Origin of the sequence: Desulfovibrio inopinatus DSM 10711 (assembly GCF_000429305.1) — a bacterium.
GTDB lineage: Bacteria > Desulfobacterota > Desulfovibrionia > Desulfovibrionales > Desulfovibrionaceae > Alteridesulfovibrio > Alteridesulfovibrio inopinatus.
The window spans coordinates 51,432-66,490 of the sequence record NZ_AUBP01000026.1 but is presented as its reverse complement, the minus strand read 5'-3'; the positions used below and the strand labels follow the sequence as shown (position 1 = coordinate 66,490).

The 15,059-nt window shown below is 50.4% G+C and carries 11 protein-coding genes and 1 tRNA gene; 10 read left to right on the top strand and 2 right to left on the bottom strand.

The window, feature by feature from the left end; genetic code table 11:
• Position 1 precedes the first annotated feature (1 nt).
• Entirely contained in the window at positions 2-1,198 is a 1,197-nt protein-coding gene (locus tag G451_RS0115705) for an argininosuccinate synthase (protein ID WP_027185007.1), read from the top strand.
• Between the two features lie 171 nt (positions 1,199-1,369).
• Positions 1,370-2,773: an argininosuccinate lyase gene (gene argH, locus G451_RS32940; protein WP_027185006.1), complete on the top strand. Its 1,404-nt coding sequence runs from the start codon at positions 1,370-1,372 to the stop codon at positions 2,771-2,773.
• On the opposite strand, the gene G451_RS0115695 is transcribed toward argH, so the two are convergent.
• Positions 2,758-2,851, bottom strand: a tRNA-Sec gene (locus G451_RS0115695). The genes argH and G451_RS0115695 overlap by 16 nt on opposite strands.
• Positions 2,852-3,051: 200 nt before the next feature.
• Between G451_RS0115695 and ftsH the strand changes: the two genes are divergently transcribed.
• From ftsH to G451_RS0115650, 8 genes are all read left to right on the top strand, one after another.
• Positions 3,052-5,112: an ATP-dependent zinc metalloprotease FtsH gene (gene ftsH / locus G451_RS29765; protein ID WP_084448605.1), complete on the top strand. Its 2,061-nt coding sequence runs from the start codon at positions 3,052-3,054 to the stop codon at positions 5,110-5,112.
• Positions 5,102-5,983, top strand: coding sequence for a dihydropteroate synthase (gene folP, locus G451_RS0115685; protein ID WP_027185005.1), 882 nt, complete (start codon positions 5,102-5,104; stop codon positions 5,981-5,983). The genes ftsH and folP overlap by 11 nt, the downstream gene beginning before the upstream one ends.
• A gap of 184 nt (positions 5,984-6,167) precedes the next feature.
• Positions 6,168-6,935 (top strand): diadenylate cyclase CdaA, encoded by a 768-nt coding sequence (gene cdaA, locus G451_RS0115675; RefSeq protein WP_027185004.1) that lies wholly within the window; start codon positions 6,168-6,170, stop codon positions 6,933-6,935.
• Complete coding sequence (locus tag G451_RS0115670; RefSeq protein ID WP_027185003.1) at positions 6,932-7,861, top strand: CdaR family protein; 930 nt, start codon at positions 6,932-6,934, stop codon at positions 7,859-7,861. The genes cdaA and G451_RS0115670 overlap by 4 nt, the downstream gene beginning before the upstream one ends.
• A gap of 127 nt (positions 7,862-7,988) precedes the next feature.
• Complete coding sequence (glmM, locus tag G451_RS0115665; RefSeq protein WP_027185002.1) at positions 7,989-9,341, top strand: phosphoglucosamine mutase; 1,353 nt, start codon at positions 7,989-7,991, stop codon at positions 9,339-9,341.
• A gap of 216 nt (positions 9,342-9,557) precedes the next feature.
• On the top strand, positions 9,558-10,430 hold the full coding sequence (gene galU / locus G451_RS0115660) for a UTP--glucose-1-phosphate uridylyltransferase GalU (protein ID WP_027185001.1): 873 nt from the start codon (positions 9,558-9,560) through the stop codon (positions 10,428-10,430).
• 48 nt (positions 10,431-10,478) lie between these two features.
• Complete coding sequence (priA, locus tag G451_RS0115655) at positions 10,479-12,884, top strand: replication restart helicase PriA (RefSeq protein ID WP_245587828.1); 2,406 nt, start codon at positions 10,479-10,481, stop codon at positions 12,882-12,884.
• 61 nt (positions 12,885-12,945) lie between these two features.
• Complete coding sequence (locus tag G451_RS0115650) at positions 12,946-14,031, top strand: VOC family protein (protein WP_027184999.1); 1,086 nt, start codon at positions 12,946-12,948, stop codon at positions 14,029-14,031.
• A 257-nt stretch (positions 14,032-14,288) separates the two neighbouring features.
• On the opposite strand, the gene G451_RS0115645 is transcribed toward G451_RS0115650, so the two are convergent.
• A complete protein-coding gene (locus G451_RS0115645) occupies positions 14,289-15,050 on the bottom strand; it encodes an ATP-binding cassette domain-containing protein (RefSeq protein ID WP_051261561.1) in 762 nt (253 codons plus the stop codon).
• Positions 15,051-15,059 lie beyond the last annotated feature (9 nt).

Sequence of the window (15,059 nt, the reverse complement as noted above, 5' to 3'; positions counted from 1 at the left end):
CATGAGCGATATCAATAAAGTAGTTCTGGCCTATTCCGGTGGCTTGGACACTTCGGTCATCCTGAAGTGGATTGCCAAAACATATAATTGCGAGGTCATTACGCTGACAGCTGACCTCGGACAAGAAGAAGAACTGGATGGCCTTGACGAAAAAGCCACCCGTACCGGAGCTTCGAAAGTTTATATAGACGATTTGCGCGAAGAGTTCGCCAAAGATTTTATTTTCCCCATGCTGCGGGCTGCGGCAATTTATGAAGGGCGCTACATGCTCGGCACCTCTATTGCCCGGCCGCTTATCGCCAAACGCCTTGTCGATATCGCTCGTGCAGAAGGCGCTCAGGCCGTTGCGCATGGCGCGACAGGCAAAGGCAACGACCAAGTCCGTTTCGAGTTGAGCACGATGGCGTTGGCTCCGGATCTTGCTACCATTGCGCCGTGGCGCGAGTGGGATTTCAAGTCGCGCACGGACTTGATCAATTTTGCCAAAGAAAACGGTATTCCCGTTCCTGTGACGAAAGAGAAGCCGTACAGCATGGACCGCAATCTGTTGCATTTGAGCTTTGAAGGCAGCGAATTGGAAGACCCTTGGAGTGAACCCAAAGCAGGATGTCACTTGTTGTGTGTTCCTGTGGAAGATGCTCCGAATACCCCGGAAATTATTGAAATCGAATTTGAAGCTGGTGATCCTGTTGCCGTCAATGGTGAACGCTTGAGCCCGGCCAGCCTTATCAAAAAACTGAACACGCTGGGCGGCAAGCATGGTGTGGGACGTCTCGACATGGTCGAAAACCGGTTTGTCGGCATGAAGTCGCGCGGAGTGTATGAGACTCCAGGCGGTGCTATCATTCATGCTGCTCACCGTGATTTGGAAGGCTTGACGCTGGATCGAGAAACCTTGCACTTGCGTGATAGCCTCATTCCCAAGTACGCCTCGATGATATACAATGGGTACTGGTTCTCGCCTGAGCGTGAATCACTGCAAGCGTTTATTGACGCGACCCAGAAACGTGTGACCGGAACAGTGCGCGTCAAGCTCTACAAAGGCAATGCTATTCCGCTTGGTCGTAAATCGCCGTATTCGCTGTATGATGAAAAATTGAGCACGTTTGAAGCCGATGATGTCTATAATCAGGCTGATGCTGCTGGATTTATCCGGCTCAATGGTCTGCGACTTCGCGGATATAAGAGCGGCAAATAATTTGAACGATGAGATGTAACCGGTGGATTCCAGGCGGAATAACCGGAAATCGGGGAGGGCGACCTCCCCGGCTATACCACGGTTGCACATGATGTTGTATACGGGCCGCACATGACATACTGTTGAAGTAACACCAGCAGAACCCACTGGGTTTTGAGCGTGGAAAAGGACATGACGAAAAAAATGTGGGGCGGCCGCTTTACCGAATCCGTGGCCGCTGAAGTCGAGGCATATACAGCGTCGGTCGGATTTGACCGACTCCTTTATAGACAGGACATTACCGGATCGAAGGCACACGCTGCCATGCTCGTCAAAGCAGGCGTGTTGACAGCGGACGAAGCGCAGAAGATTCGTGAAGGACTGGATACGATTCTCCAAGAAATCGAGTCCGGTGCGCTGAGTTGGCGTGATGATCTTGAAGATGTTCACATGAATATCGAACACCGGTTGACCGAACTTCTTGGTCCTCTCGGCCGCAAGCTGCACACCGGTCGCAGCCGAAATGACCAGGTCAATCTTGATTTTCGACTGTATGTTTCGTCTCGGCTCAGGCAATGGCGTCTGTTGCTGTCTCGTTTGGTCAAGGTGCTGGCTGATCGGGCATCGCAACATGTTCACACCATTCTTCCCGGCTATACCCACCTTCAACCGGCTCAACCTATCAGCCTCGGACACCATCTCTTGGCCTATGCCCAGATGTTTCGTCGAGATTTCGACCGTGCAGGGGATGCCTTGGCCCGTGTTGAAGTTTCACCATTGGGCGCGGCTGCTTTGGCCGGGACGACGTACGCACTTGATCCGGCTATGACTGCGGCTGAAGTCGGATTTCAATCGCATTTCGCCAATAGCCTAGACGCAGTCTCTGATCGTGATTATGTGCTTGAAGCGACTTTCGTTGGCAGCGTTATTATGGCGCATTTAAGTCGATTATGTGAAGAAATCATTCTGTGGGCGAATCCGAATTTCGGCTATGTTGCGTTGCCTGATGCATTTGCTACAGGATCAAGCATCATGCCGCAAAAAAAGAATCCTGATGTGGCAGAACTCATGCGGGGCAAAACTGGTCGTGTGTATGGCGACCTCATGTCGCTGTTGACTATGGTCAAAGGCTTGCCTCTCGCCTACAATCGGGACATGCAGGAAGATAAAGAGCCATTTTTCGATGCCGATGCGACCGTCTCGGCTTCTGTTTCGATTATGGCGGATATGATGCATGCCATGATTTTTCGTCCGGAAAACATGGGCCGTGCAGTGCAGGCCGGTTTCCTTAATGCGACGGAATTAGCCGACTACCTTGTGACCAAAGGGATGCCCTTTCGTGAGGCACACCATGTCACCGGTGCGGTTGTCGCACACTGTGAGAAGAAGGGGCTCGGCATTGAAATGCTCCCGTTTGAAGAACTCGCAGAATTCAGTGACCTCATTAATGAGGACGTGGCCGATATTTTAGCGTATGAAACCGCTGTGGCCAGACGGACGACTCCCGGAGGCACGGCGTATCAAAATGTTGAAAAACAAATATCGGATATCGAGATGTGGCTTCAAGCTCTTGAAGATGGTGGCGGAAGCGTATAGGAGTCGAACCTACCGACGACCTTTCGACCGTCCACTGGATTTGAAGTCCAGGCGCCACACCGGTGACGATACGCTTCCATTTGCGTGGGGCGCTCAAAATATCAATTTTCGGGCTGGGGTCAACAGGTGTTTTTCCTACCCCTTGTATCCAGGATGGACGATAATGTGATGCACGCCGGTTTCTTGCTAAAAATAGACATGCTTGATTGCACTGTCTCAATTGACATGACGTACTTCGCACGCAACCAATTGTTTACACTTCGACGGAGGTTTCCCGTTTGAATAGCTTCGCCAAGAACCTGATGCTGTGGGCGGCCATTTCCCTGCTCATGGTCGTTCTTTTCAATCTTTTCAACCAGCCTCAGCAGGGGCAACGCAAGCTTTCGTATTCTGATTTTATCGAAAAGGTTGACAGCGGCAAAATTACGGCTGTGAAAATGCACGGCCAGCGTATCAATGGTGTGACAAGCGACGATGAGAGCTTTGTCACATATGCGCCGGAAGATCCTACGCTTGTCTCCAAGCTCATCAAAAACAAAGTGCAGGTTATGGCCGAGCCGGCGGAGGAATCACCGTGGTACATGACAATCCTTGTATCATGGTTTCCGATGCTCCTGCTTATTGGGGTTTGGATTTTCTTCATGCGCCAGATGCAGAACGGATCAGGCAAAGCCTTGTCGTTTGGCCGATCTCGGGCGCGCATGATTTCACAGGATACAACGCGTGTCACCTTTGCAGACGTGGCAGGGGTGGATGAAGCCAAAGAAGAACTCTCGGAAATTGTCGAGTTCTTGAGTGAACCCAAGAAGTTTACCCGGCTTGGCGGTCGCATTCCGAAAGGGGTGTTGCTCGTCGGGTCGCCCGGTACAGGGAAAACACTCTTGGCCCGCGCTGTTGCCGGGGAAGCTGGCGTTCCCTTCTTCTCCATTTCCGGTTCGGATTTCGTGGAAATGTTTGTTGGTGTTGGTGCGGCCCGTGTGCGCGACTTGTTTGTTCAGGGCAAAAAAAATGCACCGTGCCTTATCTTTATCGATGAAATCGATGCAGTTGGTCGGCAGCGTGGAGCTGGGCTGGGAGGCGGACACGATGAACGCGAACAGACTTTGAACCAATTGCTTGTCGAGATGGACGGTTTTGAATCCAACGAAGGCGTCATTCTCATTGCCGCCACCAACCGTCCGGATGTTCTTGACCCGGCTCTTTTACGTCCCGGTCGTTTTGACCGTCAGGTCGTTGTACCAACGCCGGACTTGCGCGGCCGTAAGAAGATTCTTGAAGTCCACACGCGGAAAACACCGTTGGCCGGGGAAGTAGATTTGGAAGTCCTCGCTCGGGGAACTCCCGGTTTTTCTGGAGCCGACCTTGAGAACCTTGTCAACGAAGCCGCGCTGGCTGCTGCCAAACTTGGTCGTGACGCTGTGGTCATGCTGGATTTCGAGACGGCAAAAGACAAAGTTTTGATGGGCAAGGAACGCCGTAGCGTTATTTTGAGTGAAGAAGAAAAAACGACGACGGCCTACCATGAAGGCGGCCATGCGTTAGTGGCGATGTTGCTTCCCGGAACCGATCCTGTTCACAAGGTTTCTATCATTCCGCGTGGTCGCGCGTTGGGTGTAACGCAGCAACTGCCCGTGGATGAACGACATAATTACAGCAAGAGCTTTCTGCTCAACAACCTTCAGGTCTTGCTGGGGGGGCGCGTCGCAGAAGAGATGATTCTCAATCAATTGACCACCGGCGCTTCCAACGACATTGAGCGTGCTACCAACTTGGCACGTAGCATGGTCTGCAAGTGGGGGATGAGTGACAAGCTCGGTCCTCTTTCATACGGCGAGAAAGACGATGAGATTTTTCTTGGCCGTGAGTTGGTTCACCACAAGAATTTCAGTGAACAGACCGCCATGGAAATCGACGCCGAAGTTCGTCTGATTGTTGAAACTTCTCATAAGGAGGCTCGTAAGCTCCTCGAAGATCACCGCGATGAACTTGAAAAAGTGGCAGCCGCGTTGCTTGAACGCGAAACCATCTCCGGTGACGATATTACACGTATTATGAAAGGCGAGCCGCTGCCCGAACCGGAATTGTCCACCCAAAGTCCTGCAGAACAGAGTCCAACGGGTTCCCAGGCGCAAGAAGAGTTTAAGCTGGAATCTGATGATGACACGGAAGCCAGCGATGAAACGAGCGGTGGGGACACGAACGGAAATGCCGACACAGAACAGCACGAGCAGGGCACATCCGAATCGTCTGCATCGGCGGACGAAGCGTCTAAAAGTCGGTATGGCAATGTCGGACAACCGCGAAAAGATGGCGGGAATTCGGGAGATGATGAACACTAATTCGAACATCCCGACTGTCTCATGGGAAATACGAGGGGGCAGGGTTCTCGGCCCTGCCCCTTTTTTGATTGCAGGCATAGTCAATGTGACGCCGGACTCCTTTTTTGATGGTGGACGGCTGCACGATGCGAAAACCGCCTTGGCCTACAGCATCACCCTGCTGAAGCAGGGGGCCGACATTCTTGATATCGGCGGAGAGTCTACGCGTCCCGGCTCCGATCCTGTGAGTATGATAGAAGAGCGTCGCCGTGTGACACCAGTCGTTGAGGGATTGTATCGGTTGGAGCGCCCTGAAGGACCTGTTGCCATTTCTGTAGATACGTATCGTGCGAGTACAGCTGCTGCTGCTTTGGATGCCGGTGCGAGTATTATTAATGATGTTTCTGCATGTCGATTTGATCCGGCTCTTATCGATGTCATTGCTCAGGAAAATCCCGGATACGTTTTGATGCATTCCTCAGGACGCCCAAAGGAGATGCAGATCAATCCACAATACGATAACGTGGTTGATGACGTCATAGCATTTTTCGAAGAGCGTCTCGGCGTGCTGACACGCGCAGGAGTACGCGAAGAGCGAATTGTACTTGATCCTGGTATTGGTTTTGGTAAGACGCTTGAACACAATTTGATGTTGCTTGGAAACGTGGATCGTCTCATGAGTTTGGGACGACCTGTTTTTATGGGGTTATCCAACAAGTCGCTCTTTCAACATTTGTTGGGCTTGGCCACGGCGGACCGAGGCGCGGCAACGCTCGCAGCAACGGTTACGTTATTTATGCGCGGAGTCGGTATTCACCGGGTTCACGATGTTGCGGCTGCTCGTCAAGGATTGGTCACGGCGCATGCGATCACGGCAGCATCTGAGGCGTGAGAGAATTACTGTGCGGATGTGGCAAGGATGTTTGTTTTCTTGACAAGACCGCAAGTTCGCATGAAAAAACAATATCGATTGGTTAAACGCCACACTATGACGTTTCCTCCCCGGTAGGCCACGATCTCCTTTGGCTCTTCGGGATACATAATTCCAAACACTCCTCCTTGAGTACGATAAAACCATGCTGCAATGGCTGACAACTCTTGATATCGGTTGGCGAGAGGCCTTAGATGTATTTCTAGTTGCCACGATATTTTATCGGCTCCTTCTACTCATCAAAGGCACACGCGCTGTGTCCATTATTTATGGCATGGTGTTGTTGCTTGTCTTGTACTACCTCTCCGGTACATTTGGTCTCTATACGCTGCATTGGCTTCTGACCAACTTTCTGGGTTCCTTTATTTTGGTCATTGTCATTATTTTTCAGGCCGATATCCGGAAGGGCTTATCGCAAATGGGAGCAACGCGGCTTATTTTCATGCAAAAGAAAACGCTCCCCAGCGAAGAAATTGTCCAAGAGTTGGTGTTGACCTTGTTTCACCTGGCGAAAACTCGCACGGGAGCATTGATCGTCTTAGAGCGATCTGTCCCTCTTGGCGATGTCATGGCGAAAGGGACGGAGCTCATAGCTCCCATTAAAAAGGAAATTTTGCTGAGTGTTTTCAATACTGCAGCCCCTTTACATGACGGAGCGGTTGTCGTGAAAGGTGATCGAATTGTGGCTGTGTCCTGCATCCTTCCTTTGGCTACCGGTCTGAATATGGATCCTAATTGGGGGACAAGGCATCGTGCCGCTTTGGGGATCACAGAAGAAACCGACGCCGCCGCCTTGGTTGTCAGCGAAGAACGCGGATCGGTGACCGTTGCTGTGAATGGACGGCTTTCATCTCCCATGAATGAAAGTCAGCTGAAACAATCGTTGTTTGAATTGTGGGTGGGGCAGTCATGATAGGCAATTGGTCATATCGTCTGCTTGCCTTGGGTCTGGCTATATTTTGTTGGTTTATCGTGACCGGGCAGGAGAAAGTGGACTCGTGGGTGGATGTGCGTGTGCAGATGTCAGGGATGCCTGATGGTGTTTATATTGAGCGTGGTATCCGCAACACCATTGCTGTCCTTGTCCGTGGTCCCAAAGGGATGATGCAACGTTTCGATACGGCGGGTCTTGCCTACAATCTTGATTTGAGCCGTATTAAGCCCGGAAATAATGTTATCAATTTTGATCCGGCAAATATTCCACTCAGTAGTATCTTTCAGGTCGTTGCTATCGATCCATCCAAGATGGAGGTCGTGGCCACTCAACGATTGACGAAGACCGTTCCTGTTAAACTTGTTTTGAAAGGAAAGATTCCTGACGGGTATCGTATTTCTTCGGCGCAACCAACGCCGAACACGGCGCAGTTGAGTGGGCCCAAGTCCGATGTGTCTGAAATTGATGAAATTAAAACACTTCCTTTGGTGATTCCTGCGGAACCATTTACTCAATGGAAATCTCCTATTGAACTCGATATGCCGGACAATGTGGAGGCCAATCCTGTTTCTGTGGAGGCCAGTCTTGTCATGGCTCCTGTATTTAAAAAAGTGCGTCTTACTGTGCCGCTTATTATACCCAACGATCCCGGTGGCAATATTACTTACTCTCCTAAGCAGGTCGGTGTTGTTGTGAATGCTCCTGTTTTGATGGAGCAGCAGGGCAAGCTGAATGATGGAGTACGCGCTGTGCTCAAACTTCCCTCGACGCTTGAACCGGGACTCCACGAACTTGAATACGAAGTGGTCGGCCCCGAAGGGGTAAGCCTGATCGAGAAAAAACCAAAGACGATTCAGGTTTCCGTACCTTTGCCTGCGGTTCCCACGAGCGAACCCACTCCGTAACGTAGACGGATTGTTCAGAAGACGATGTTGCATGGATGCGTGATTCCATGGAGACGTCTTATCGTATTGAAAATGTAATGGACTGCCGTTCGAGCAGATGACAGCGAATTCTCAAATCGGAGGGGACATGACAGGGCGACTATTTGGAACAGACGGGCTTCGTGGCCAGGTCAATATACATCCCATGACTCCTGAAGTCGCCTTGCGGCTGGGATTGGCAGCCGGGCAATATTTCCGCAATGGTCATAAGCGTCATCGGGTCGTTATTGGTAAAGACACTCGTCTTTCCGGGTATATTTTTGAAAATGCCATGACCTCGGGATTCTGTGCTGCCGGAATGGATGTATTCATGGTGGGACCAATGCCCACGCCGGCGATTTCATTTTTGACGAAGAACATGCGCGCCGATGTCGGGGTGGTTATTTCAGCGTCCCATAATCCCTATATGGATAATGGAATCAAGTTTTTCGATGGGTTAGGCTTCAAATTACCTGATTATGTTGAAAATGAAATTTCGGCCAAAGTGATGGATCCCAACACGGAATGGGATTATCCGACGCCGGAATCCGTCGGACGTGCCCGTAAAATTCAAGATAGCCCCGGCCGGTATATCGTTTACCTCAAGAATTCCATTCCATTGGACATGACCTTTGATGGTCTCAAAATCGCGGTAGATTGTGCCAACGGGGCGGCGTATCGCATGGCCCCGCTTGTTTTTGAAGAACTCGGAGCGACTGTCTTCCCTATTGGGATTGAACCCAATGGGATGAACATTAACCGGAAAGTTGGTTCTCTCTATCCGCAAGTTGTGGCTGAAAAGGTCAAGGAAGTCGGAGCGGATATTGGTATAGCCCTTGATGGCGACGCTGACCGTACCATCGTCGTTGATGAAACCGGCAAGATTCTGGACGGTGATCAGATTATGGCTATCGTTGCCAAGGATATGATGGAACGCAACGAATTACCGGGGAATACGCTTGTTTCGACCGTTATGAGCAATATGGCGCTCGAAGTGTTCATGAACGACAACAACGGCCAATTATTGCGCACGCCTGTTGGTGACCGCTATGTTGTTGAAGCGATGCGCCGAAAAAATCTGCCTTTTGGCGGTGAGCAATCAGGGCATCTCATTTTTCTTGATCACAGTACCACCGGAGACGGTATTCTGGCAGCATTGCAGTTGATTCGTATTATGATTGAGAAAGACAAACCGCTTTCCAGTTTGTCGAGACTTCTCGAACCATTTCCTCAAGAACTGATCAACGTCCATGTGAAAAAGAAGATACCGTTTGACGAAGTTCCTCAAATCACCACGGCCGTTGTCGAAGCCGAAAAGCGACTTGCCGGAACTGGACGGGTCTTGTTGCGCTATTCGGGAACGGAATCTGTCGCACGTGTCATGGTGGAAGGCAAAGAGCATTCGCTTGTTGAATCCACAGCTAATGATTTGGCTGATCTCATTCGCGAAACGTTGCGCTAAAGCAAGCACCATTGCACATTGACCACGCGATGCTAACGCTTTTTCTTTTTCCTGGCTGGACTCTTTTCGGTAAAAGTCATAGGCTCATAGCGGAACTCATTATGACCATGAACGCAGAACAGGTATGAATTTCAGTCTGTTCGGACTGGTATCTACCTACGTGCAGCTATCGGACTTTTCAACTATTTGGATTGCGTGTCCTCCAAGGAGATGAGCATGGAAATCAAAAAAGTGGTCGTTCCCGTCGCCGGATGGGGAACGCGGTCATTACCTGCAACGAAAAACGTACCCAAAGAGATGCTCCCGGTTTATAACAAACCCGTTGTGCAATACGTTGTTGAGGAAGCGCAGGGAGCTGGGTTGACAGATGTCGTTTTTGTCACCAACCGCAACAAAACCATTATTGAAGATCATTTTGATTACAACCTTGCGCTGGAAGACGTGCTGAAACGCACGAACAAAATGGATACGCTCAAAATGGTTCATGATGTGGCCGAGATGGTCAACATCATCAGCGTGCGCCAAAAACGTCAACTTGGTTTGGGGCATGCCGTATTGTGTGCAAAAGCCGCTGTCGGCAACGATCCGTTTGCCCTGATGGTTGGCGACGACCTTATGTTCGGTATGGAACCGGGTATCAAACAGCTTATGGCTGTGGCGCATTCTGAGCATATGCCGGTTGTCGGTGTAGTGGAAGTGCCGAGCGATAAAGTATCCAATTACGGTATTATTCGTGGTGACGAGTTTGCCCCTGGAATGTACCGGGTTCGCGATCTCGTGGAAAAGCCGAAAGTTAGTGAAGCTCCGTCTCGATTGGCTATTGTCGGTCGATATATTCTGTTCCCCGATATTTTTGAACATCTCGAAAATCTGAGCCCCGGTCACGGTGGTGAAATTCAATTGACGGACGCCATGAAGGAACTCGCCAAGAGTAACCGATTGCTTGCCGTCAAAATTCGAGGACAACGTTTCGATACCGGCGATTGGTCCGACTACCTGACAGCCAATATCTATTTTGCCTTGCAGGATGAAACTCTGCGTGATGATCTTGTCCAACGTCTCAAAGAGCTGTTGCCGTACAAAGGCTAGTCGGCTTTCTTTTTGTTCCCGGATGCGAATTGGCGCATCCGGGAACATATGAATCCCCCCGTTTTCCCCATGCCATCATACCTTGCTGTCGCGTTGCTTGACGCTCCATACGCGACCTATACATACGCTGTACCACCGTGGTTTCAATCGGGGAGTCTGTTGCCTGGGCAACGTGTTCTTGTTCCCCTTGGTCGCACGATTCGCGTTGGTGTCATTGTCGGGCCGACCAGTGCGCCTGAATCAGAAATAACTGTAAAAAATTGTATTTGGCCGCTTGAAACGCATCCCATGTTCGGCACGCGATATATGGACATGGCAGCCTCTTTAGCGACACGGCAATCCACGACACTTGGGAAAATTTTAGGATCGGTCGTTCCGAGCGGCTTACGAACAGCAAAAACATCGTTTGTTGTTTCCGATCCAGCTTATCCTAAAGCGTTGAGCCCTAAAGCACTTCGTGATTGCGACGAAAACGATGCATATACGTTGGCAAAACTTTGGGCTGCGGGATTGGTTCGCGAGCGGTTTCGACGACGAAGAGAGCGTCAGTTTATCCTGGCGGCTGATCCTCCATGGCCTGTACGACCATCTGCACAACGTCAATTGGATGTCCTTGAATATCTGTATGATCATGGTGTTGTCTCCAAAGCGGCATTAACTGTTCGCTTCGGGACCTCCATCGCATCGGTTCTTGCCAGACTGGTGACACTCAATCTTGTTCGCGAAACAGAATCGGAATTGCATGAGGCGGATTGGCTCATCCAAGGAACGGATGAAGATGTAAATTGGCGAGCGCGTCTGCCCCAGCCGACCGAAGAACAAACGAGTGCCTTGAATGAGCTCGTTCCACTCCTTGAAGCTCGTTCCGCTGCCGTTCGACTTGTACATGGAGTGACTGGAAGCGGGAAAACGCGTCTCTATATGGAACTTGTCGCTCGGACATTGCAATCGGGTCGGCAGGTGTTGCTCCTGGCGCCTGAAGTCGCTTTGGCAGGAAAGTTGTGGCGTGATGCAACGGTAGCACTGTCTGGATTTCCAGGAATGTTGTACCACGGTTCACTGTCTCCGACCGCGAGGCAAGATGTATTTTCCAAGGCGTCTAAGGCCGAAGGATCGCTTTTTATTGTTGGAGCACGTTCTGCGCTGTTCCTGCCTCTTTCCGATATCGGCCTGATTATTCTCGATGAAGAGCACGATACCTCTTTTAAACAGGATGAGCGTTTGCCATATCAGGCCAAGGAACTCGCGTGGTTTTTAGCGCAACGCCATCGTGCCGTGCTTGTTCTCGGCTCCGCAACACCCGATCTCAAAACGTATTATGCCGCTAAGCAAGGCGCTGTCCCATTAATTTCGTTGAAAAATCGTGTTCATTCGGCGGTATTGCCGGAAGTCGAACTCGTTACAGTTCAAGAAACATCGGCGGTGTCGTCAACGTGTCTATCCCCGGAACAGGCGGCCAAGGGTGGACCTTTAGCTGAACGCACAGTTGTGGCGTTGCGAGAAACGATTGAAGCGGGAGATCAGGCCGTCATCATGCTGAATCGGCGAGGGTATGCTCCCGTTCTGTATTGCAGCGAATGCGAAGAAACGGTGAAGTGTCCGGAATGCGAATTGAGCCTGACCTACCACAAAAAGCGTGAGCGTCTTATCTGTCATTATTGTGGGTTATCGTTTCCGTTCCCTAAGCCATGCCCGACATGTGGAGGGTGTTCGTTTGTTCCCATGGGAGAGGGCACCGAACTGTTGCAGGAACAATTGCCCGGTATTTTACCGCCCAATACTTCGATATTACGATTGGATCGCGACAGTGCCCGCCGGCCAGGGAGAGCCGAGGAGATTCTTGCCGAGTTTGGTCAAAAGAAAGCGCAAATTCTTGTCGGCACGCAGATGTTATCCAAGGGGCATCATTTTCCCGATGTGACGCTGGCTATTGCTGTTGATGGCGATATGGGGCGCAACCTTCCCGATTTTCGGGCGGCGGAGCGGGCATTTCAATTGCTTGTGCAGATGTCGGGCCGGGCTGGACGTGGAGATAAACCAGGTCGTGTTCTTCTTCAAACGCGTAATCCGGTGGACCCTTTTTGGCAGCATGTGCTTCATGCCGATTATGAGCGATTTTACGAAGAAGAACTCGAAAAACGACGTAAATTTTTATATCCGCCATTTGTCAAACTGGGACTTATTCGTCTTGATTATCCCAAAGATTGGGAGGACGGTTCCATAGCGGTATCTCGTGCTGGTGAGCTTATTCGTCAATCTGCCGGCCATGTTCGCGTGTTAGGGCCGGTCCCCGCTCCTTTACCTATGGTTGCCGGACGCAGACGCTTTAATTGCTTACTGAAGGCTGAGGCGTGGCCAGACATTCGACATATCTATACGATATTGGCGAGAAGTCAGCCGCCGAACTCGAAACTCAAGGTAAGACTGGACCTTGATCCCGTTGACATGCTGTGACGGACAGGACACAAGATATCCTGGAATATGCGTGTTTACGAACCTGCACGAGGAGGAGAGAATGGGAACCGATTTTCATAATGACGACAAGGCGTTGCTGGAAAAAGTCGATGAGACGTTAGAGCAGCGCAAAAAGAACGGATTAGAAGGGCTGAGCGGTGGACTTGAAGCCGTTATCATAGCTGTTGAGCCGGAAAGATTATTGCCCGCGGCGCAGGAGTTTATCAATTATACCGGGCATGATGTCGTCGATGCATTTGAAGACAATGCACAAAAAACGATTGTCCTCAAACGTGAAGGATCGGCCGATATTCTGGTGTACACGCGGTCAGGCCATGAGAATCCATTTGCAGCATCTAACCGCGGCGCCAAAACCGGTCCTTATCCCAATACGCGTCTCGAGACCTTCGTATTCAAATGTCCCGATATTGAAACGTATGTTGCGAAGCAAACCGGCTGCGGTCGGTCGTTTCTCACACAAGACATTCAGCAAACCGACACCTACAGTTTTATTCAGACACCACCATCAGCCTATACGTGCAATAGTGTTGGGTTCATCCAATGGAAGAACAATGAAGGGGAATATCGCTCCCAACATGCTACGCCATTTGATCCTGGATTGACCAAACCAGAGGCTTCCTATTGCAGCAATATCCTTGAACTTGATCATGCCGCAACGCGTGTGCGTGCTGAAGAACGTGATGCTGCCATCATCGAATTTATGGAATGGACGAATTATCATTTTGAGTTTGCGGTGTATGTCGAATCGCTCAATTCGATAACCAATGTATCTCGTCTTTCTCTGGACGATTTTGCGCTGGTGTTCACTTCGGGAATCCGACCTTTTGTAAGCTTGGAAGAATCCGGCCCGACAGAACGTTTTATTTATAATTATGGCCCGCGGACACATCACCTCGCGTTCAATACGGAGAATATTGAGGATACCGTAGATGCGTTAGCTGAACATGGTATGGGGTATATCTCCGAGCTTATTGGTTCGCGTGAAGAGGGACTCAAACAAATTTTCACCAAACCTTCACCCCACACGCTTATCGTCAACGAATATATTCATCGCTACGACGATTTTGACGGCTTCTTTACTAAATCCAATGTCACCGCTTTGACCAAGGCGACCGAGAAGCAATAAAAGGATCGTTAAACCTTGGCGTCGATGTGGAGGGAAAATCGTGCAGGTGCGGAATAGACGTGCCTTTGATTGCAGATACGCCTTTTATCGGGTTTGTTGAATGAGCGGATGAAATGGGTCAAGCTGCATGTGCATCCTGAGATACATACGCAGCTTGACGTGTGTGGGTGGGGGAGGACTGGATAATGCTGTTGTGAGCGTATCACCTGCTGTGTTTGTTCTGCGGGAACAACCACAGGATATCCTTGGGAAGGCGTCTAAGCTGGCACAGCTTTTTCTTCTGGTAATTTCCCGAGAATAATCATGCCAAGCACTTCGTCTTTGGTGACTTCGGAAGTTCGGCGTGTACCGACAAGGCGTCCGTTTTTCAGGACAGACACTCGGTCGGAGAGGTCGAACACATCATGCAAGTCGTGACTGATAAGAAAAATCCCAATGCCTTCGCTTTTTAATTGCTTGATGAGTTCGGCGACCATGGCAGTTTCATGGGGACCGAGGGCGGCTGTCGGTTCGTCCATGATAAGGATTTTTGCGTTGAAGTGAATGGCTCTGGCAATCGCGATGGATTGACGTTGTCCCCCGGACATGTTTTTGACCGGATCTTTGAGATTGACGAAGTTGGGATTCAGTCTGGAAATAACCTTGCGGGCGGCATTTTCCATAGCCTTGTCATCCAGTGCGCCATAGGGCGTGAGGATTTCACGGCCAAGAAACAAGTTCGCCGGGGCATCAAGATTATCAGCCAACGCCAAAGTCTGGTAAATGGTTTCAATGCCATAGCGTCTTGCGTCACGAGGCGTAGAAATGTTGGCTTTCTCTCCATTGATGAGGATTTCGCCACCATCAAGAGGATAGGCGCCCGACAGCGTTTTCATGAGACAGCTTTTGCCCGCTCCATTGTGTCCAAGTACTCCGACGACTTCTCCGGGATACAGGTCGATGGAGACATCGTTGACAGCGTGAACGCCGCCAAATCGTTTGTGAATGTGACGCATTGCAACAAGAGGTGTACCACTCATAGCAATCTC